General features: G+C 62.2%; 12 protein-coding genes. 8 read left to right on the top strand and 4 right to left on the bottom strand.

Going from position 1 to position 21286, the window contains the following annotated elements:
• Window positions 1-25 precede the first annotated feature (25 nt).
• Window positions 26-1558: an acyl-CoA carboxylase subunit beta gene (locus AO692_RS25880; RefSeq protein ID WP_054312952.1), complete on the bottom strand. Its 1533-nt coding sequence runs from the start codon at window positions 1556-1558 to the stop codon at window positions 26-28.
• Between the two features lie 13 nt (window positions 1559-1571).
• Complete coding sequence (locus AO692_RS33320; protein WP_054312951.1) at window positions 1572-1862, bottom strand: hypothetical protein; 291 nt, start codon at window positions 1860-1862, stop codon at window positions 1572-1574.
• Between the two features lie 246 nt (window positions 1863-2108).
• On the opposite strand from AO692_RS33320, the gene AO692_RS25870 reads away from it, so the two are divergent.
• Both AO692_RS25870 and AO692_RS25865 read left to right on the top strand, forming a co-directional pair.
• Window positions 2109-3650 (top strand): DEAD/DEAH box helicase, encoded by a 1542-nt coding sequence (locus AO692_RS25870; protein WP_054312950.1) that lies wholly within the window; start codon window positions 2109-2111, stop codon window positions 3648-3650.
• A 122-nt stretch (window positions 3651-3772) separates the two neighbouring features.
• The gene (locus tag AO692_RS25865) at window positions 3773-4195 is read left to right on the top strand and encodes a GNAT family N-acetyltransferase (protein ID WP_244483494.1); all 423 of its coding nucleotides are present in this window, start codon (window positions 3773-3775) and stop codon (window positions 4193-4195) included.
• A 3-nt stretch (window positions 4196-4198) separates the two neighbouring features.
• Here the strand turns inward: AO692_RS25865 and hutC are convergent, their stop codons facing one another.
• Complete coding sequence (hutC, locus tag AO692_RS25860; protein WP_054312948.1) at window positions 4199-4924, bottom strand: histidine utilization repressor; 726 nt, start codon at window positions 4922-4924, stop codon at window positions 4199-4201.
• A 38-nt stretch (window positions 4925-4962) separates the two neighbouring features.
• A complete protein-coding gene (locus AO692_RS25855; RefSeq protein WP_054312947.1) occupies window positions 4963-6318 on the bottom strand; it encodes a formimidoylglutamate deiminase in 1356 nt (451 codons plus the stop codon).
• A gap of 101 nt (window positions 6319-6419) precedes the next feature.
• Here AO692_RS25855 and hutI point away from each other — a divergent pair, with 101 nt between their 5' ends.
• The 6 genes from hutI (at window position 6420) to AO692_RS25825 (ending at window position 21129) form a co-directional block, all read left to right on the top strand.
• Entirely contained in the window at window positions 6420-7652 is a 1233-nt protein-coding gene (gene hutI, locus AO692_RS25850) for an imidazolonepropionase (RefSeq protein WP_054312946.1), read from the top strand.
• Window positions 7649-9193: a histidine ammonia-lyase gene (gene hutH / locus AO692_RS25845; RefSeq protein WP_054312945.1), complete on the top strand. Its 1545-nt coding sequence runs from the start codon at window positions 7649-7651 to the stop codon at window positions 9191-9193. Before hutI ends, hutH begins: the two co-directional genes overlap by 4 nt.
• Window positions 9190-10008 carry an N-formylglutamate deformylase gene (gene hutG / locus AO692_RS25840; RefSeq protein WP_054312944.1) on the top strand — a complete coding sequence of 273 codons (819 nt, stop codon included), beginning with the start codon at window positions 9190-9192 and terminating at the stop codon, window positions 10006-10008. The genes hutH and hutG overlap by 4 nt, the downstream gene beginning before the upstream one ends.
• 19 nt (window positions 10009-10027) lie before the next feature.
• A complete protein-coding gene (gene hutU / locus AO692_RS25835; protein ID WP_054312943.1) occupies window positions 10028-11704 on the top strand; it encodes a urocanate hydratase in 1677 nt (558 codons plus the stop codon).
• A 4-nt stretch (window positions 11705-11708) separates the two neighbouring features.
• Window positions 11709-12284 carry a HutD family protein gene (locus tag AO692_RS25830; protein WP_054312942.1) on the top strand — a complete coding sequence of 192 codons (576 nt, stop codon included), beginning with the start codon at window positions 11709-11711 and terminating at the stop codon, window positions 12282-12284.
• 280 nt (window positions 12285-12564) lie between these two features.
• Window positions 12565-21129, top strand: a complete 8565-nt coding sequence (locus AO692_RS25825; RefSeq protein WP_054312941.1) for a glucoamylase family protein — start codon at window positions 12565-12567, stop codon at window positions 21127-21129.
• Window positions 21130-21286: the final 157 nt, after the last annotated feature.

The raw sequence follows: 21286 nt of genomic DNA, 5'->3' as shown, positions 1-21286 counted from the left end.
GCCATTAAGCGTCGCCGTTCCACCCTCACAGCGGAATGTTGTCGTGTTTCTTCCAGGGGTTCTGCAGGTCCTTGTTGCGCAGCATCCTGAGAGCCCGCGCCACGCGCCGCCTTGTCGAATGTGGCATGATCACCTCGTCGACATAACCGCGTTCGGCCGCCACGAAGGGTGACAGGAAACGGTCTTCGTAGCGCTTCGTATGGGCGGCGATCTTCTCGGCATCGCCGATATCCTTGCGATAGATGATCTCGACCGCACCCTTGGCGCCCATCACCGCGATCTGCGCTGTCGGCCAGGCATAATTCATGTCGCCACGCAGGTGCTTTGACGCCATGACATCATACGCGCCACCGAAGGCCTTGCGGGTGATCACCGTCACCTTCGGTACAGTCGCCTCGGCATAGGCGAACAAAAGCTTGGCGCCATGCTTGATCAGTCCGCCATATTCCTGTGCTGTGCCGGGCAGGAAACCGGGCACGTCGACGAAGGTGACGAGCGGGATGTTGAAACAGTCGCAGAAGCGCACGAAGCGTGCCGCCTTGCGGCTCGCATCGCTGTCCAGCACGCCGGCCAACACCATCGGCTGGTTTGCGACGAAGCCCACTGTGCGACCCTCGACGCGGCCGAGGCCGGTGACGATGTTTTTGGCGAAGGACGACTGTATCTCGAAGAAGTCGCCTTCGTCCGCCGTCTTCAGGATCAGTTCCTTGATGTCGTATGGCTTGTTGGCATTGTCAGGGATCAGCCGGTCGAGCGACATGTCGTGCTCGGTCACCGACTGGTAGCATTCGACTTCCGGGATCTCGGCGGTGTTGGAGGCCGGCAGGAGATCGACCAGCCGCCGCATCTGCAGCAACGCCTCGACATCGTTGTCGTAGGCGCCGTCTGCGATCGAGGATTTGGTCGTGTGCACGGAAGCGCCACCGAGCTGTTCGGCCGTGACCGTCTCGTTGGTCACCGTCTTCACGACATCCGGACCCGTGACGAACATATAGGAGGTGTCGCGGACCATGAAGATGAAGTCGGTCATGGCAGGCGAATAGACGTCGCCGCCGGCGCAAGGGCCCATGATCAGCGATATCTGGGGGATGACGCCGGAAGCCAGCACGTTGCGCTGGAAGATTTCGGCATAACCGCCCAGTGCCGCCACGCCTTCCTGGATGCGGGCGCCGCCGGCATCATAGAGCCCGATGATCGGTGCGCGGTTGCGCAGCGCCATGTCCTGCACCTTCATCACCTTCTCGGCATGCGCTTCCGAAAGCGAGCCGCCGAACACGGTGAAGTCCTTGGCGAACAGATAGACGGGACGGCCGTTGACCGTGCCCCAGCCGGTGACGACGCCGTCGCCGGCGATCTTCGACTTTTCCATGCCGAAGTCGGTCGAGCGATGTTCGACATACATGTCGAATTCCTCGAATGACCCTTCGTCGAGAAAGATTTCGATGCGCTCGCGCGCGGTCAACTTCCCCTTGGCGTGCTGAGCGTCGATGCGGACCTGACCGCCGCCCGAACGGGCGATGTCGCGCCGGCGTTCGAGTTCCTTCAGCACTTCCTTCATTGGGCGACCTCCCTCAGATGCTTAGAGCGCCGCGCATCCGTTCGGACGCAAAGGGCGCTCCAGCCCTTAGAAACTGCGCATCGTGCTTTCCGAAGATCGATTCCGATTTTCGGGCCGATGCGCTGGTCCGCTTTTGGTATCGGCGCGGGGCGGGGAGCGCAAGCAGGGCTTTGGTTTCATGATGCAAACCCGCCTTTCGCTCCTTCGATCGCGAACCATCGGCAACTGGCATCAGCAGGTCGGGTAATGCCGCGATGCTGCATTGCAGCATGATGCTCTTGCATTTCTCTGCGAACTCCTCCATATGCGGCCCATAGGCGCTCGGGCCGGGTCTTTTCCGGCTTTCTCCCTGATTGAGACTGGTTGCGTCTGTTCCCCTTGCTTCGGGCAAGGCGGTGTAAGTCCCGCGGCAAGAGGCCGGCGGGCACGACAGCGCAGCCGAGCGGGCTTTTTTGCCCGCCCGCCTTGTCGTCCCATTCCTGTTTTTGACGGCGGGTTGCGCCCCGCCGCCATCGCTGTTTGCGGCAACGCCGCATGAAAGAAGATTATTTTGACTACTGAAATCAATGCGGAGCTGAACGGCTTCGCCAAACTCGGAATTTCCGGCCAACTCCTGAAAGCCACCAACACGGCAGGCTTCACGGAGCCGAAGCCTATCCAGGAGCAGGCCATTCCCGCACAGCTGGCCGGCCGCGACATCCTGGGCATTGCCCAGACCGGTTCCGGCAAGACGGCCGCTTTCGCGCTGCCTATCCTGTCCAAGATCATCGCCCTCGGCACCAAACGCCGACCGAAGACAGCACGCGCCCTGATCCTGGCGCCGACCCGCGAACTGGCTGTCCAGATCGAGGAGACGATCAAGGTCCTCGCCAAGGGCGCGCATATCTCCACGGCGCTGGTTCTGGGCGGCGTTTCGCGCTTCAGCCAGGTCAAGAAGATCGGTCCTGGCGTGGATTTCCTGATCGCGACGCCCGGCCGCCTGATGGATCTTGTGCGCGAGAAGGACGTCATCCTGTCGGAGACCACCTGGCTGGTGCTCGACGAAGCCGACCGCATGCTCGACATGGGCTTCATCAACGACGTCAAGCGTATCGCCAAGGCCACGCATCCTGCCAGGCAGACTGCGCTGTTCTCGGCCACCATGCCGGCTGAGATCGAACAGCTGACGCAGAGCCTGCTGCGCGAGCCGGTGCGCGTGGAAGTCGCGCCGCAAGGCACTACTGCCGCCGAGATCGTTCAGAGCGTCGTGCTCGCCCGCACCAAGCAGAAGCGCAAGGTTCTGTCCGACATGCTGGCCGACGACGCCATGAGCTCGGTCATCGTGTTCGCGCGCACCAAGCACGGCGCCGACCGCGTTACCAAGGATCTTGAGCGCGACGGTTTCGAAGCCGCCGTCATCCATGGCAACAAGAGCCAGAATGCCCGCCAGAAGGCGTTGAACGGTTTCCGCGACGGCTCGGTGCGCATTCTGGTCGCTACCGACATCGCTGCACGCGGCATCGACGTGCCAGGCATCAGCCATGTCGTCAACTTCGACCTGCCGGACGAAGCCGAAAGCTATGTCCACCGCATTGGTCGCACCGGCCGCAACGGCCGCGACGGCATTGCCATCACGCTGGTCGATCCGTCCGAGAACGGCAAGCTGCGCCAGGTCGAACGCATCATCCGCATGAAGCTGCCGGTGCTCGCCGACCATCTCGGCCAGCCTGATCCGGCCCGTGAACCGCGTCCGCAGGGTGAGCGTAATTTTGCCCCGGCAAACGATGGCGCGCGTGAAGACCGCGGACAGCGCCGTGACGGCAGGGCGCGCAATGACGGCTTCGGCAAGAAGCGTTTTGGCGGCAAGCCGCAGGGCGGACGTCCGTTCTCCGGCAAGTCGGATGGTGAACCCAACGCTCAGGGCGAACGCAGCCAGGGTGGGGACCGTCCGTTCAAAGGCAAGCCCAGCGGCGAGCGGCATTTCCATGGCAAGCCCAAGGGCGGCGACCGCCCGTTTGGTGACAAGCCGCATGGCGAGCGCAAGCCCGAGGGCGGCAAGCCATTCCGCAACAAGCGCCGCTTCAACCGTAAGCCTGCGGCGCGCGCTGCGTGACCAACAGAAATGGGGCCGTCCGGCTGGGACCGGCCCCATTCTCTTATTGTCCCGGCCCCACTCCATTGCCAGGCACCGTCTAATCCATGACCGTTTCCCTGTGCCGGCTGGGTTTGCAAGACATGGCTCGTGTCGCTGTCGTTTTGCGGCAGGCGTTTGACGAACGGCTGCCGTGGCTGGCGGGAATCCACACGCCACAAGAGGACCGGCGTTTCTTCGAAAATCATGTCTATGCCAACTGCGAGATCTGGGGCGCCGTCGACGGTGAAATCGTCGGCTTCATCGCTTTCCGGGAAGGATGGGTGGATCAGCTCTATGTGCTGCCGGGCCATCAGAAGCGAGGCGTCGGTGCGGCACTGCTCGGTGTGGCGAAGGCGGCCTGGCCGACATTGCAGCTTTGGACGTTCCAGAAAAACATGGCCGCGCGCCACTTCTATGAGAAGCATGGCTTCACGGCCATCCAGGAGACAGACGGTCGCGACAATGAAGAACGCGAGCCCGACATCCTCTATCTGTGGCAGCAGCAGGTCAGGTTGGAGAGCTGACGCTCAACCCTGCGACGGCGCAAAACGCGCGACCAGCTCGTGGCTTTCTGCAGCATAGACGAAGCGCACCTGCGTGACCGGGCGTTCAGCATTCCAGGTTCGTCGCTCCACGACAAGGCAAGGCGAACCGACCCCGATATCGAGCGCCGAGGCAACATCCTCATCGGCCGCCATGGCGCGGATGCGGTGCTCGGCCGCATTCCAGGGCACATGCCCGACCAACCAGGGATTCGGGCTGATCTCCAGGAATTCCTCCTCCTCGGCCTCCGGAACGGCGCTCAGGTTGATGAGCCGCTTTTCCTGGCAGAATGGCCGTTTTCCGGCGAAGTGCCTGCATTCCACCGCCAGCACCGATCCCGTCGCATCAAGGCCGAGTAGTTCACGGTCCTCTGCGCTGGAGCGACGTTTGTGGCGCGAGACGCGCTCGAAGTGATAGGGCAGGCCGGTCGCCTCCACCTCGGTACGAATATCGTGGATCTCAAGGATCGCAGCCTGCGAATGCGGCCGGCGCACGAAACTGCCGGAACGCCGGCGCCGCTCGATCAGGCCCGCCTTGGCAAGTTGCGACAGCGCCTTGTTCACCGTCATGCGCGAGCAATTGTACTCGGCGGTCAATTCGTGCTCGAAGGGAATGCGGTGGCCGGGTGCCCAGACGCCGGACAGGATCTTCTCGCTGATGTCGGACAGGATGCGCTGATGCAGGGATCCCGGTTCCGCTGTCATGGTCATCAGCCTGTCGTTCCCCGCTCTTCGAATCCCCGCGGCATTTAGTCAGCCGACAACCGCATCATCACATTCCGGAAGCGTTCGGCAATGGCCTCGCGTGCGAAATGCCGACCGTTCTCGACCAGCTTCCGACCATGCACCCATGCACAGTCGATGCGCGTGGCACCTGCGAAGATCCAGGTGTCGAGGATCGCATTGCCGGATTTGCCGGCCAACGAAGGATGGTTGGCATCGAGCGAAACGAAATCGGCCGGTGCGCCGGTTTCAAGACCAGTTGTTGCAGCGCCGAGAGCCACGTTTCCGCCGATCAGGGCCTGTGCGAACAGATTTTCGCCGTTGGATTGGCCGGGCGCTGCCAGCACATTGCGGGCACGGTGGAAAATGCGCTGGGAATATTCGAGCTGGCGCAATTCGTCTCCAACCCCGATCAGCACGTTCGAATCGGAACCGACCCCATAGCGGCCACCGTGACTTGAGAACAAAGGCGCAGAAAAGGTGCCATCCCCTAGATTCGCCTCGGTGATCGGGCACAGACCGGCAATCGCGCCGGACTTTGCCATGGTGGTTGTCTCGTCATCCGTCATGTGGGTGGCGTGGATCAGGCACCAGCGACTGTCGACGGCCTGGTTTTCGAGCAGCCATTCGACGGGGCGCTTGCCCGACCACGCAACGCAATCCTCAACTTCCTTGACCTGTTCGGAGATATGGATGTGGATCGGCGCTCGTGGTTCCATCTTGGCGACAACCGACAACTCTTCCGGTGTGGCCGCGCGCAAGCTGTGCGGCGCGACGCCGACGACTGCACGATCAAGTCCCCTTACTGCTTCCTTCGATTTTTCGAGAAGCTTGGAAAAGCTGCTCAGATCATTGATAAAACGGCGCTGTCCCTCGTTCGGGGCACTGCCGCCGAAACCCGAATGCGCATAGAAGACCGGCAGCAGCGTGAGCCCGATGCCGGTTGCCTTGGCCGCTGCCGCGATGCGCTCGGCCATTTCGGCGATGTTGGCGTAAGGGCTGCCGTCGCGATCGTGATGCAGATAATGGAACTCGCCGACCCGCGAAAAGCCTGCCTCCACCATCTCGACATAGAGCTGGGCGGCGACCGCCTCGACATCGTCAGGCGTCATCGACAGCGCGAAGCGATACATCACCTCGCGCCAGCTCCAGAATGAATCGGCACCCGGACCGCGCGTTTCGGCAAGGCCAGCCATGCCGCGCTGGAAGGCGTGGCTGTGCAGGTTCGGCATCCCGGGAACAACGATGGCGTGCCGCTCGTCGCCGGCTTGAATCACGGCGTCGGCTTCGATGGTAATCAAAGCGCCCTCGGAAACCACGAGGCGCACATTCTTGCGCCAGCCGCCGCTCAGAAAAGCCTGTTCCGCAAAGATCGCCGTCACGCCTTCGTCCTCCGCTTGCCGTAACCTGCGCGACAATAATGCTTGCGTCGCGCCCTAATATGTATATACATAATTTCGACGGAGTGAAGTGGAAAAAGACTATGGCTGAGGAGGAGAATGGCCGGGTAGGGGCAAGCCGTGTCTGGCGCAATGCGCGCCTGGCGACGCTGTCCGAGAATGCCGCCGGTCTTGGTGAAGTCGAGCATGGCGCCATCATGGCGGGCGGTGGTCGTATCGTCTATGCCGGCTCCGAGAAGGACATGCCGGCGGTTCCGGCCGGGGCCGAGATCATCGACTGTGAAGGGCGCTGGATCACACCCGGCCTGATCGACTGCCACACACATCTCATCCATGCTGGCAATCGTGCCAACGAGTTCGAGATGCGGTTGGCCGGTGCTACCTATGAAGAGGTGGCCCGCGCCGGCGGTGGTATCGTCTCCTCGGTCAAAGCGCTGCGCGCAGCGAGCGAGGATGAGCTTGTTGCCCAGACGCTGCCGCGTCTCGATGCCCTGATGGCTGAAGGCGTCACCACGGTCGAGGTGAAATCCGGCTATGGGCTCGATCTCGACAATGAGAAAAAGTCCTTGAAGGCGGCCCGCCGCCTTGGCGTCGAGCGCCCGGTGACCGTTCGCACGACATTCCTCGGCGCTCATGCCTTGCCTCCTGAAGCCAATGGCGACAAGGACGCCTATATCGACCTTGTGGCGAAGGCGATGCTACCAGCGATCGCCGCTGAAGGGCTGGCCGATGCCGTTGACGGTTTCTGCGAAGGCATTGCTTTCTCGCCAGAGCAGATCGCCCGCGTCTTCGATGCGGCGAAGGCCGCCGGCCTGCCGGTGAAACTCCACGCCGACCAGCTCTCCAATCTGAATGGTGCCGCGTTGGCAGCAGGCTATGGCGCGTTGTCGACCGATCATCTCGAATATACCGATGAAGCCGGTGCCGTAGCGATGGCCAAGGCGGGGACCGTCGCCGGTATCCTGCCCGGCGCCTACTATTTCATCCGTGAGACCAGAAAGCCGCCGATCGCGCTGTTTCGCCAGCATGGCGTGAAGATGGCGGTGGCCACCGACAACAATCCCGGCACATCGCCGCTGACTTCGTTGCTGTTGACCATGAACATGGCCGCGACGCTGTTCGCCATGACCGTGCAGGAGTGCATAGCCGGCACGACACGCGAAGCAGCGCGCGCGCTCGGCCTGCTTGGCGAGACCGGGACGCTGGAAACCGGGAAATGGGCCGACCTTGCCATCTGGGACATCGAGCGGCCGGCAGAACTCGTTTATCGCATGGGCTTCAATCCGCTCCATGCCCGTATCTGGAGGGGACAATGACAGAACTCGTATTGAAGCCTGGCAACGCCACGCTGGCCGACTGGCGCGCCATCTATCGCGGCGCCATCCCGACGCTCGATCCCGCCTGCAAGGCGGCAATCGAAGCCAGCGCCAAGGCGGTTGAGCGCATCGTCGCCAAGGGTGAGCCGGTCTACGGCATCAACACCGGTTTCGGCAAGCTCGCCAGCGTGCGCATTCCTGCAGCCGATCTCGAAACGCTCCAGCGCAACATCGTGCTTTCGCACGCCGCCGGTGTCGGCGAGCCGATGCCGGTTGCGGTGGCACGCCTGATGATGGCGCTCAAGATGGCAAGCCTGGCACAGGGGGCTTCGGGCGTCCGGCAGCAAACCATCGATCTTCTGCAGAAGATGCTGGCAAACGACGTCATTCCGGTCGTGCCTGCCCAGGGTTCGGTCGGTGCGTCCGGCGATCTTGCCCCGCTTTCGCATATGACGGCGGTTATGATCGGCGTCGGCGAATGCTTCACCCCGCACGGCCGGGTGCCGGCCAGGGTCGCTTTTGCGTCGCACGGGCTGGAGCCGGTGACGCTGGGCGCCAAGGAAGGTCTGGCGCTGCTCAACGGCACACAATTCTCGACCGCCTATGCATTGGCCGGCCTGTTCGAAGCCGAAGTGCTTTATCAGTCGGCGTTGGTCGCCGGTGCCTTGTCGACCGACGCCGCCAAGGGCTCCGATGCACCGTTCGATCCGCGCATCCATCTTCTGCGCAAACATCGCGGCCAGATCGAAACGGCCGATGCGCTGCGCAACCTGATGGTCGGCAGCGCTATCCGTGAATCCCATCGTGTCGGCGACGAACGCGTTCAGGACCCTTACTGCCTGCGCTGCCAGCCGCAGGTGATGGGTGCGGCGCTGGACGTGCTGCGCAAGGCAGCCGACACGCTCGAGACCGAAGCCAACGGCGTCACCGACAATCCGTTGATCTTCGCCGAGGACGATACAGCACTGTCGGGTGGCAACTTCCATGCAGAACCGGTGGCATTCGCCGCCGACATGATCGCGCTCGCAGTCTGCGAGATCGGCTCGCTGTCGGAACGACGCATCGCCATGTTGGTCGATCCCGCACTGTCGGGCATGCCAGCCTTCCTCACGCCAAAGCCGGGGCTCAATTCGGGCTTTATGATCCCGCAGGTGACGGCAGCAGCGCTTGTTTCGGAAAACAAGCAGAAGGCCTATCCCGCATCAGTCGATTCCATTCCGACTTCTGCCAACCAGGAAGACCATGTCTCGATGGCCGCCCATGGTGCGCGTCGGCTTATCGGCATGATCGAGAACGCCACCGCCGTCATCGGCATCGAACTGCTCGCGGCGGCGCAGGGTTGCGACTTCCATCAGCCGCTTGCGTCCAGCCAGCCACTCGAGGCTGTGCGCAAGGTGCTGCGGGCGCAGGTGCCGTACCTCGATGACGACCGTCATTTCCATCCCGACATGGAAAAGGCGATTGCCCTGGTGCGTGAAGGCGCGCTCGCGAAGGCTGCTGGAGCAGTCACGCTTCCGGCCGTCAGTGGAGCCGCCGCGTGACCCAATCTTCATGGCTCGACGTCCAGCGCGGCGAGGCGCCGCTACTGGTCAGTATCCCGCACACCGGTATCGACCTGGCCGGGCTCGACGATCGTTTCGTTTCGCCCTGGCTGGCCCGTCGCGACGCCGATTGGTGGATCGAGAAGCTCTATGATTTCGCAACCGATCTCGGTGCGACCGTGGTGCGCACAGGCATCTCGCGTTCCGTCATCGACGTGAACCGTGATCCGTCGGGTGTTTCGTTGTATCCGGGACAAGCGACGACCGAGCTTTGCCCGACGACGACTTTTGATGGCGAGCCGCTGTACAAGGCAGGTCAGGAGCCCGACGCCGATGCTGTCGCCGATCGCCGGAAAAGCTATTTCGAGCCGTATCACGCCGCGCTCGACGCCGAGATATCGAGGCTGCGCGGCCTGCACGGCAAGATCGTGCTCTATGACTGCCATTCGATCCGCTCGGTCATTCCCCGGCTGTTCGAAGGCAAGCTGCCGCTGTTCAACCTCGGTACCAATTCCGGCAAGAGCACGGATCCTGTCCTTGAAAGGCAAATCGCGGACATCATGGCCGCGACAGGAAGACCTTGGGTGCTCAATGGCCGCTTCAAGGGCGGCTGGATCACCCGTCATCACGGTCGGCCGGAAGATGGCGTCCACGCCTTGCAGATGGAGCTTTCGTGCCGAGGCTACATGCTGGAGCCGGAGGGCAAGGTCGATCAGGCGAATTGGCCGAGCCGCTACGATCCCGACTTTGCCGCGCCGATGCGCAAGACGCTGACCGAAATCCTGACGACCGCACTCAACTGGGCGAAGGCCTGATTTTCGAGGGAACATTCGCATGACCCAACACACCCGTATCGACAATTCCCGCACCATCCGCGCCGCCACCGGCACCGAGCTGACCGCCAAGAGCTGGCTCACCGAAGCGCCACTGCGCATGCTGATGAACAATCTCGACCCGATCGTCGCCGAAAAGCCGGGTGAGCTGGTGGTCTATGGTGGCATCGGCCGTGCCGCGCGCGACTGGCAGAGCTTCGACCGTATCGTCGGTGCGCTGCGCAATCTGGAAGCCGACGAAACGTTGCTGGTGCAGTCGGGCAAGCCGGTCGGCGTCTTCAAGACGCACAAGGATGCGCCGCGCGTCCTGCTCGCCAACTCCAACCTTGTGCCGCATTGGGCAACCTGGGATCATTTCAACGCCCTCGATAAAAAGGGCCTCATGATGTACGGCCAGATGACGGCCGGCTCCTGGATCTATATCGGCTCGCAGGGCATCGTTCAGGGTACCTACGAGACCTTTGTCGAGTTGGGCCGGCAGCATTACAATGGCGATCTCTCCGGCAGATGGATCCTGACCGCTGGCCTGGGCGGCATGGGTGGTGCTCAACCCCTGGCCGCGACGATGGCGGGAGCATCCTGCCTTGCTGTCGAATGCCAGGCTTCGCGCATCGAAATGCGCCTGAAGACCGGCTATGTCGACGTGCAGGCCAAGGATCTCGACGATGCGCTGGCCATTCTTGACAAGGCCGGCAAGGAAAAGAAGGCAATATCGGTTGCGTTGCTTGGCAATGCTGCCGACATCTTCCCGGAACTGGTTCGCCGTGGCGTGAAGCCGGACGCGGTCACCGACCAGACTTCTGCCCACGACCCGGTCAACGGTTACCTGCCGCAGGGCTGGACGGTTGCAGAATGGGAAGAGAAGCGCGAGCGCGATCCCAAGACCGTCGCCAAGGAAGCGAAGAAGTCGATGGCAGTTCACGTCAAGGCGATGCTCGACTTCCACAAGATGGGCATCCCGACCGTCGACTACGGCAACAACATTCGCCAGATGGCACTGGAAGAGGGTGTCGAGAACGCCTTCGATTTCCCCGGCTTCGTCCCGGCCTATATCCGCCCGCTGTTCTGCCGCGGCATCGGTCCGTTCCGTTGGGCGGCACTTTCGGGCGACCCGGAAGACATCTACAAGACCGATGCCAAAGTGAAGGAGTTGCTGCCTGACAACAAGCACCTGCACAATTGGCTCGACATGGCGCAGAAGCGCATCAAGTTCCAGGGATTGCCGGCACGCATCTGCTGGGTCGGCCTCGGCGATCGCCACCGCCTCGGCCTGGCGTTCAACGAAATGGTTGCCAGGGGAGAACTGAAGGCGCCCGTCGTCATCGGTCGCGACCATCTCGATTCCGGTTCGGTCGCTTCGCCAAACCGCGAAACGGAAGCGATGAAGGATGGGTCGGACGCTGTGTCCGACTGGCCGCTGCTCAACGCGCTGCTCAACACGGCCTCGGGTGCGACCTGGGTGTCGCTGCACCATGGCGGCGGCGTCGGCATGGGCTTCTCGCAGCATTCCGGAATGGTCATCGTCTGCGACGGTACCGAGGATGCAGCGCGCCGTCTCGAGCGTGTGTTGTGGAACGACCCGGCAACTGGCGTCATGCGTCATGCCGACGCCGGCTACGACATCGCCATCGACTGCGCAAAGGAGCATCAGCTCAACCTGCCGGGCATTCTCGGCTAAGCCGATGCGCATCCTTCGCGCCAGCGACTATCGCTCCATGCCGTGGAAGAACGGTGGCGGGACGACGACCGAGATCGTTGTCTCGCCGGCGGGCGCTGGGCTGGATGACTTCGACTGGCGCATCTCGATGGCGCGGGTCGAGGCTGGAGGGCCATTTTCCGTCTTCGCTGGCATCGACCGCACGCTTTCGATCCTTGAAGGCGAAGGCATGCGGCTCTCTATCGCTGGTTATGATTCTGTAGACCTGACACGGGCCAGTGAGCCCTTGTTCTTTCCCGCGGACGCCGAGACCGAGGCAACTTTGGCGGCGGGGCCCATCACCGATCTCAATGTGATGACCCGCCGTGCCCGCGCGCGCCATACCGTGCGCCGCGTATCGCTCTCCGAGCCACTTGATTTCATCGCCGAAGCGACCGCTACGCTTGTGTTCTGCCATGAGGGCGGCATTCAGATCGGCGAATCGCCGACAGTTGCGCTTAATGCTCGTGATACGTTGTGGCTCGACGAGGCGGGACAGACGTTCCGGCTCCGGCCGCAGCCGCACGCGGTCGTTTTCCTGATCGCCATCCAAAACGATTAAAGGTTGTTTCCAAGCGTTATCGAACCTGACCCGAAATATCGGGCCGGGCGGTTGCGCCATCACGAAATTGCCGGAATCCTTGCCATTCGCTCCTTTCCGTTGTGAGCATGAGTGCAAGTATCACAGTTGTCGGCAACGCCACGGCCGCTAATCTTGACGGGAAGACAGAACAAGCTCGTCCGACCCGCTTTGCTATGCAATCAATCACCTGTAAATCGATATTAAACACCGGGGACGAGGCGGTTGCGCCGCGACCGGTCCCCACCGCATGGATTGCTTGATGAATATTCAAACCAGCCCCGCCGAGATCCGGACCGCCACTGCGCGGTTCCCTGAGACAGCGGAAGAGCCTATCCGGTCACAGTTTCTGCCTGAAGACAGGTTGCGGGCGCTGGGTGAAAGCCTCGCCAGAGGCGACATCTCCGATCTTGCCGGGCTGCAGCCTTTCGATTTCCAGAAGCGCATCCGCGAAAGTGCCAAGAAGATCCTTGAGGTCTACAAGCTGACCAATGTCGCCCAGGCCCGGGGCGAGACGGTGACGCCAGCCGCTCAATGGCTGCTCGACAATAATTATCTGGTCGAAGAAACGATCTACCAGATCAAGCGCGATCTGCCGCGCCGTTTTTACAGACAACTGCCCACGCTGAAACTCTCCGACGGCACCAGCGTGCCGCGCGCTCTGGCATTGGCCTGGGCTTACGTCGCGCATTCGGACAGCTCCGTCTCGGCTCAGATGTTCAAGGCGATCGTCGAGGGTTTCCAGTCGGTCGAACCCATGAAGATCGGCGAAATCTGGGCGCTGCCGTCGCTGCTGCGCTTCGTGCTTATCGAGAACCTTCGCCGGCTTGCCGTTCGGGTCAACCGGTCGAGGGATATGCGCCTCATCGCCAACGACGTGGCCGACCGGGTCCTGGCGGCCGGCGACAGTGCCGATCGGCAGGCAATCCTGGACAAATATCAGGCCCAGGCTGCCGACACCTCATTTGCCACGCAGCTCCTCTATCGCTTGCGCGACGGTTCGCAAAATGCGGGCAGGGCGCTCGAGTGGCTGGAAACCGAGCTGGAGAAGTCCGGCACTGACGCCGAAAAGATCACCATTGCCGAGCATCAGACTTTGTCGAGCGGCAACGTGACCACCGGCAACATCATTCGCGGTTTACGCCTCATCAACGACGTCGACTGGACGATCTGGTTCGAGGGCGTCAGCCGCATCGATGCGCTGCTGCGCGAACGCACCAATTTCAGCGAGCTCGATTTTCCATCCAGGGATCAGTATCGCACCGAGATCGAGGATCTGGCCAAACGTTCGAAGCAGTCCGAATACCATGTCGCCGAGCAAGCGACCGATATGGCGGATGCGGCGAGACAGGCGACGGGCGAAGCGACGGATGCTGCCGATGCCACCGATATCGGCTTCTTCCTTGTCGGTTCACGCCGTCCCGAACTCGAAAAAGCGATCGGTTATTCGCCAAGCCTGGCGCGCCGTCTTCTGCGTGGTTTCCGCAGGACCGGTTGGCTTGGCATCGTGTTGCCCGTCTTTCTGCTCACCGCGCTTCTGCTTTGGTTGTCCGGCAATGCGCTGGCCGCACTGGGGCTGCCGCTCTGGGGCATAACGTTGATGCTGGTGCTGTTCGCGGTGCCTGCGAGCGAAGGCGCTCTGGCCTTTTTCAACACCGTCATCCTGTTGTTCCTGAAACCCACGCGCCTTGTCGGCTATGAGTACAAGGACGGAATCCCGGCTGAGGCACGGACCCTTGTCGTTGTGCCGTCGCTGATTGGCTCGCGCGACGATGTCGAGGAAAATGTCCGCAACATCGAAGTGCACCATCTCGCCAATATGTCGGGTGAGCTTCATTTCGCGTTGCTCTCGGATTGGCCGGACAGCAAATCGGAAATCAGCGCCAACGATACGGAAATCCTGGAATTTGCCCGCGATCAGATCGCGGAACTCAACCAGCGTTACCCGAACGAAGGCGCACCTCGCTTCTACCTCCTGCACCGCCGCCGTCTCTACAATCCGGCGCAGGGGCGCTGGATGGGCTGGGAGCGCAAGCGCGGCAAGCTGCATGAACTGAACCTGCTGCTGCGCGGCGACAAGGACACCACCTTCCTGCCGTTGGAAACGCCGCTGCCCGACAACGTCGTGCATGTCATGACGCTTGACGCGGACACCCGCACGACGCGCGATGCCGTATCGAAGCTGATCGGCAAGATGTGCCACCCGATGAACAAGCCGCATTACGATGCGGAGAAGCGCCGGGTTACCGCCGGCTACGCGATCATGCAGCCGCGCATCACGCCTTCGCTCACCACCGGCGATGAGGCGTCATTCTTCCAGCGCGTATTCTCTGCCAATCGCGGCCTCGATCCTTACGTCTTTGCCGTCTCTGATCTCTATCAGGACGTGTTCGGCGACGGTTCCTTCACGGGCAAGGGCCTTTACCATATCGACGCCTTCGAAGCCTCGCTCAAGGGGCGCATAGAAGACAACACCGTCCTCAGCCACGATTTGCTCGAGGGTGCCCTGGCGCGTTCGGCACTCGTCACCGACGTCGAACTGGTCGAGGATTATCCGACGCGATACTGGGTTGACGCTTCGCGCAACCATCGCTGGGCTCGCGGCGATTGGCAGCTCCTGAGCTTCATCTTCGATCCGCGCTCGGGCGTCCCGGCACTGTCCCGCTGGAAGATGATCGACAATCTGCGTCGCTCAATTACCCCGATCTTCTGGGTGATGGCTGCGATAGCCGGTTGGACCTTGCTGCCCTTCACCCAAGCCGCCCAATGGCAAGGCCTGCTTATCCTGACGTTGTTCATGGCGCCCACCTTCGACATCGTCAACGCGATCATCCCGAAGAACAGCGATGCCACTCCGCGCGGTCATTTCTCGGCACTTGTGCACGACATAGCCTTCGGCACGGCGATGGTGGCGCTGAAGATCGTGCTGATGGCGCATCAGGCCTGGATGATGGGCGATGCCATTATTCGCACGCTCTATCGTCTGTTCGTCAGCCGCAAGGACCTGCTCGAGTGGCGTACCGCTTCGCAGGCGCATCAGGGCAGCGGCAACGACATCGGCTCCTATTATTCCATGATGTACGGCGCCGTGATCATCGGCGCCGTCGGCCTCGCCATTCCGGTTCTCGACGATTCAACCGGAGCCTTCGTCGCTTTCGCCTTTGCGGTGTTCTGGATCGGATCGCCGGCATTCGCCTGGCTGGTCAGCCGCTCCGCGGAAACGGAGGATCGCCTGCACCTGCTGCCGCAGGATGTGCACGCGCTGCGTATCGCAGCACGCCGCACCTGGCATTACTTCGAGAACTTTGTCACGGCCGAACAAAACCATCTGCCGCCCGACAATTTCCAGGAGAACCCGAAGCCGATCATTGCGACACGCACGTCGCCGACCAACATCGGCGTCTACCTGCTGTCGGTCGTTTCGGCGCGAGACTTCGGCTGGATCAGTCTTTCGGAGGCCATCGCACGTATCGACGCCACCATGTCGACCGTCGAGCGCATGGAGCGCAGTCGGGGGCATCTCTACAACTGGTATGAGACGACGACGCTCAACCCGCTGCGTCCAACCTACATCTCCGCAGTCGACAGCGGCAATCTGGCCGGCCATCTGGTGACGGTCGCTGCGACCTGCACCGAATGGGCGGAGGCTCCTTCCGTGCACCTGCATGGCGATGTCGAAGGCGTGCTGGACACCGTCGCGATCCTGAACGAGAGCCTGGACGAACTGCCGGACGACCGGCGTCAGCTCAGGCCATTGCGCCAACGTCTGGCCGACCGGCTGGACGGCATGCGGCGTGCGGTGCGTACCATAAAGGCGCAGCCTGAAATGGCTTCGGCCCGCACCGTCAACCTGACCGTCCTCGCCGGCGAGATCCGCAAGCTCGCGGCCGCCATACATGCCGAAGCAAAGTCGACGGCCAGCGACATCATCGTCGATTGGGCCGCGCGGTTGGAAGCCACCTGCGAGGCCCATGTGCAGGATGCTCAGGCCGATGAAAAGACGGTCCAGGCCATGCGCGCCAAATTGCTCGAATTGCATGAGCGCACCCGGCGCTACGCCTTCGAGATGGAATTCGGCTTCCTGCTGCGTCAGGACCGCAAGCTGCTGTCGATCGGCTACCGTGTCGAGGAGCGTCAACTTGATGAGGCCTGCTACGATCTGCTCGCCTCCGAATGCCGGCTGACCAGCCTGTTCGCCATCGCCAAGGGCGACCTGCCGACCGAGCATTGGTTCCGCCTGGGTCGGCCGATCGTCGAGATCGGATTCCGGGGAGCCTTGATGTCCTGGTCCGGCTCGATGTTCGAATATCTGATGCCGCCGCTGGTGATGAAGGAGCCCCAGGGCTCAATCCTCAACCAAACCAGCCAGCTCATCATCAAGAGGCAGATCCAGTACGGTCGCTCGAAGAGTGTGCCGTGGGGGATTTCCGAAGCCGCCTACAATGCCCGCGACCGCGAGATGAACTATCAGTACACCAACTTTGGTGTGCCCGGTCTCGGCCTCAAGCGTGGTCTCGGCCAGAATACGGTGATTGCGCCGTATGCCACCATCCTCAGCGCGCAATTCTTGCCGCGTGAGGCCGTTGCCAATCTGAAACGCCTGAAGGAGATCGGTGCGCTCGGTCGACACGGTTACTACGACGCGGTCGATTTCACACCGCAACGCGTGCCGGAAGGCGCGACCTGTGCCGTGGTGCAGAACTACTTCGCTCACCATTCGGGCATGTCGATCGCGGCCATCGCCGATGCTGTTTTCGAAGGACGCCTGCGCGACCGCTTCCACAGCGATCCGGTGATCGAATCCGCCGAATTGCTGCTTCAGGAGAAGGCGCCACGCGAGATTCCGGCCGACACGGTGCGCACCGATGCCGAAGAGCAGGCCGTTGCCGACGAGACCGAGGCGCAGACCCCCGATATGCGTGTGGTGCTCGACCCTGCATGGGCACTGCGCGCAACCAATTTGATGTCGAACGGCCGCTATTCCGTGATGGTGACGGCGACCGGTTCGGGCTATTCGCGCTGGGGCGATTTCGCCGTAACGCGCTGGCAGCCGGATCCGGTCGAGGACCGGCTCGGCTCCTATATCTTCCTGCGCGATGCCGACACCGGCGACTGGTGGTCGGCGACTGTCGAACCGAAGCGCGCGCCTGGTGAAACCGCGCAGGCACAGTTCTCGGATGACAAGGCGACCTTCATCAAGACCGTGCACTCGCTGCGCTCAGAGGTGGAATGCATCGTCATCTCGGAAGGCAATGGCGAGGGCAGGCGGGTCACGCTCTACAATGACGGCGCGACGGATCGGCATATCGAAGTGACATCGTTCGCCGAACTGGTGCTCGGCCAGGAGGCCGCGGACTATGCCCATCCCGCTTTCTCAAAGATGTTTGTCGAGACGGAGATCGCGCCGAACAACAATGCGATCTTTGCCACGCGTCGCAAGAGGGACGAGGGCGATCCCGATATCACTGCGGCGCATTTCGTCACCGATCCGTCGGGACTTGCCCGTGACGGCGAAGCCGAGACCGATCGTCGTGCCTTCATCGGCCGCGGCCGAACCATCGCCGATGCCGCCGCGTTCGATCCCGATGCTCGACTGGAAGGACACGCCGGGTTCACACTTGATCCCATTGCCGCGCTGCGACGGCGCGTGCGGGTGCCGGCGAACAAGAAGATATCGCTTACCTTCTGGACCGTCACTGGCGCCAATCGTACGGAACTGGAAGAGGCGATTGCGCGGCTTGACCACGCTGAGAGTTTCGCGCGTCAGTCGATGTTGGCCTGGACCCGCTCGCAGGTGCAGACCCGCCACATGGGCTTGAGCCTGACGGATGCCTCCAACGTACAGAAACTGGCGCGGTATCTGATCTACCCGGATCCGTTCCTGCGTCTGCAGCCCGACGCGGTCGCTTCGGGCCTCGGTCGTCAGTCCAGTCTCTGGCCGACCAGCATTTCGGGTGACTTCCCGATCTTCGCGGTCCGTATCGGCGACGTTGCCGACCTCGAGATCGTCGCCGAAGCGCTTCGATTCCAGGAATACATGCGTGCGCGCGGCATGACGGCGGATCTCGTCATCGTCAACGAGCAGGCATCGTCCTATGTGCAGGATCTGCAGCAGGCGATCGACGCCTTGTGCGAAAACAGTCGGCTGCGCGGCAATGAATTCGGTTCGCGCCAGCACATCTTCGCGGTGCGCCGCGATCTGATGGATGAAACCACCTACAAGACACTGCTCGCTGTGGCGCGGGTGGTATTGCACACCCGCAACGGTACGATCTTCGATCAGATCGAACGCGCCGAGACCGCGGCGATCCAGGCCCGCGACGCCTTGCACCCAGGTGGGGCCGCGGTGTCGCGTGACACCACGGCGCCTGCGCCACGCAAGCCGGCGAAGAAGGGCGAAGGCGGAATCCCTGCCGACGGCACCGGGCTCGACTACTGGAACGGCTATGGTGGATTCGACAGTGACGGCCGCCACTACGTAGTCCGCCTGACGGGCAGCCGTTCGACGCCGCAACCATGGATCAACGTGGTCTCCAATGAGGTATTCGGTTTCCATACGTCAGCCGAGGGAGCCGGCTTCACCTGGAGCCGCAACAGCCGCGACTATCAGCTGACGCCATGGTCGAATGACCCGGTCACGAACCGTCCGGGCGAGGGCATCTACATCCACGATCTCGGCAGCGGTGAGGCCTATTCACCGACGGCTGCGGTGCTGCGCGATCCAGCTATGGTCTACGAAGCCTGGCATGGACAGGGCTTCTCCACCTTCCGCTCCAGACGTGGTGCGGTGTCGATGGATCTGACTCATGTCGTCGATCCAGTCGACCCGGTCCGTATTTCGCGTCTGCGCATCCAGAACGCAGGATTGGCACCTGTCAGATTGCGTGTCTACGCCTATGCCGAATGGGTGCTTGGCAGCCATCGCTCGAAAACTGCTGCCACCATCCTCTCACAGCGCGACGAGGCCACCGGCGCTCTGTTGGCGCAGAACCCGTACGGGCTCGACTTCAGCGACCGCGTGGCGTTCCTGGCCAGTGATCGCGAGCCACAGTCGTTCACGGCTGACCGGCAGGAATTTCTCGGCCGCGACGGCAACACCGCAACGCCGCAGTCCGTCCTTGCGGGCTCGGCCTTGTCCGGCCGTGTCGAGGCGGGCGACGATCCATGTGCTGCGCTGGCGCGTGATGTCGAGATTCCAGCCGGTGGCGACGTCACCTTGCTTTGGCTGATGGGGGATGCAGGTTCCGCCAAGGAGGCGAGTGCCTTGGTCAAGACGCATCGTGCCAAGGATTTCGACGAAAGGTTGGCCGAGAACGAACGCAACTGGCGTGGTTTCCTCGATACCATCCAGGTCGAGACGCCTGACAAGGCGCTGAATGCCATGGTCAATCATTGGCTGCCTTATCAGGCGCTGGCCTGCCGTATCCGTGCGCGCTCGGCATTCTATCAGGCCAGCGGCGCTTTCGGCTTCCGGGATCAATTGCAGGATACGCTGGCCTTGCTGGCCCACGACCCTGCATTGGCGCGCGAGCAGATCCTCAACGCAGCCCAGCGGCAATTCCCGGAGGGTGACGTGCAGCACTGGTGGCTGCCACGTAGCGGCGCCGGCGTGCGCACCATGATCTCGGACGATGTCGTCTGGCTGGCCCATGCGGTATCGCGCTACGTTCTGGTGACCGGGGACAAGGCAATCCTGAAGGAAGCGCTGCCTTTCATCGAGGGCAAGCCGCTGGCCGAGGGCGAGCACGATTCCTTCTTCGAACCTCAAATCTCGAAGACAAATGTGCCACTTTACGAGCACTGCGCGCGGGCGTTGGATCTTGCCATTCAGAGAACCGGCGCCGATGGCCTGCCTTTGATCCTCGGCGGTGATTGGAACGATGGCATGAACCGCGTCGGCATCGGCGGCAAGGGCGAAAGCGTCTGGCTGGGCTGGTTCCTGCTGAAGACGCTCACGGATTTTGCGCCGGTGGCCAAGACACAAAGCGACACCAAGCGCGCCAAGGCCTGGGAAGCACATGCGGCCAGCCTCAAAAGGGCGCTGGAGAATGCCGCCTGGGACGGCGAGTGGTATCGCCGTGGCAGTTTCGATGACGGCTCGCCACTCGGCTCGCGCAGATCCGATGAATGCAAGATCGACTCGATCGCGCAATCGTGGAGCGTACTGTCGGGCGATGGCGACCCCGCCCGTTCACAGACCGCCATGGATCAGGCCGTCAAGCATCTTGTCGATGACGAGCTCAAGATCGTGAAGTTGTTCACGCCGCCTTTCTCCAGGACGGAGAAGGATCCCGGTTACATCAAGAGCTATCCGCCGGGCGTGCGGGAGAATGGCGGCCAATATACCCATGCCGCAACCTGGTTTGTGATTGCGCTGGCCGAGATGGGCCGGACCGATGAAGCCTATCGTTGTTTCTCGATGCTGAACCCGGTCAACCATGCTTTGGACAACGCGGCAGCTGAACACTACCGGGTCGAGCCTTACGTGGTGGCCGCCGACATCTATGCCGGTGAAGGGAAGGGCGGCCGTGGCGGCTGGACCTGGTACACCGGCTCGGCTGGATGGCTCTACCGCGCCGCCGTGGAGGGTATCCTCGGCATTGAGCGACGCGGCAACCGCATTGAAATCACGCCCAAGCTGCCCAGGGATTGGGACGGTTATTCGGCAAAGCTCAAGATCGCCGGCACTGAACATTCGGTCCGTGTCGTGCGTGCCAAGGCCACCAAGACCATCTCGCTGGAAGTCGACGGAGCCAAGGTGAAAGGCAACGCTTTCGACCTCAAGGAGGGCGGTTCCAGCGAGATTATCGTCAAGATTCCAGCCTGATAAGGGCAGAAATGGTTCCGGAGGCCCATCGGCGGGTCTCCGGTTGCACAAAAATGCGGCAGCAATGGGTATCTGCCGTAATTTTGCCGCAGGGTTGGGATTTCACCTTTTATCTCAAACCGTTACGCGATCACGGCAGATTTCTGCCCGTTGTCAT

It is taken from the genome of Mesorhizobium sp. 1M-11, from assembly GCF_001303895.1.
Classification (GTDB): domain Bacteria; phylum Pseudomonadota; class Alphaproteobacteria; order Rhizobiales; family Rhizobiaceae; genus Mesorhizobium.
The sequence above is the reverse complement of the archived record's forward strand: the minus strand, read 5'-3'. Positions and strand labels throughout refer to the sequence as shown.

Bases quoted from the DNA above. Each gene is read 5' to 3' on its own strand.
- AO692_RS25880 (WP_054312952.1), bottom strand. From the start codon at position 1,558: ATGAAGGAAGTGCTGAAGGAACTCGAACGCCGGCGCGACATCGCCCGT.
- AO692_RS33320 (WP_054312951.1), bottom strand. From the start codon at position 1,862: ATGGAGGAGTTCGCAGAGAAATGCAAGAGCATCATGCTGCAATGCAGC.
- AO692_RS25865 (WP_244483494.1), top strand. From the start codon at position 3,773: ATGGCTCGTGTCGCTGTCGTTTTGCGGCAGGCGTTTGACGAACGGCTG.
- hutC (WP_054312948.1), bottom strand. From the start codon at position 4,924: ATGACCATGACAGCGGAACCGGGATCCCTGCATCAGCGCATCCTGTCC.
- hutI (WP_054312946.1), top strand. From the start codon at position 6,420: ATGGCTGAGGAGGAGAATGGCCGGGTAGGGGCAAGCCGTGTCTGGCGC.
- hutH (WP_054312945.1), top strand. From the start codon at position 7,649: ATGACAGAACTCGTATTGAAGCCTGGCAACGCCACGCTGGCCGACTGG.
- hutU (WP_054312943.1), top strand. From the start codon at position 10,028: ATGACCCAACACACCCGTATCGACAATTCCCGCACCATCCGCGCCGCC.
- AO692_RS25830 (WP_054312942.1), top strand. From the start codon at position 11,709: ATGCGCATCCTTCGCGCCAGCGACTATCGCTCCATGCCGTGGAAGAAC.
- AO692_RS25825 (WP_054312941.1), top strand. From the start codon at position 12,565: ATGAATATTCAAACCAGCCCCGCCGAGATCCGGACCGCCACTGCGCGG.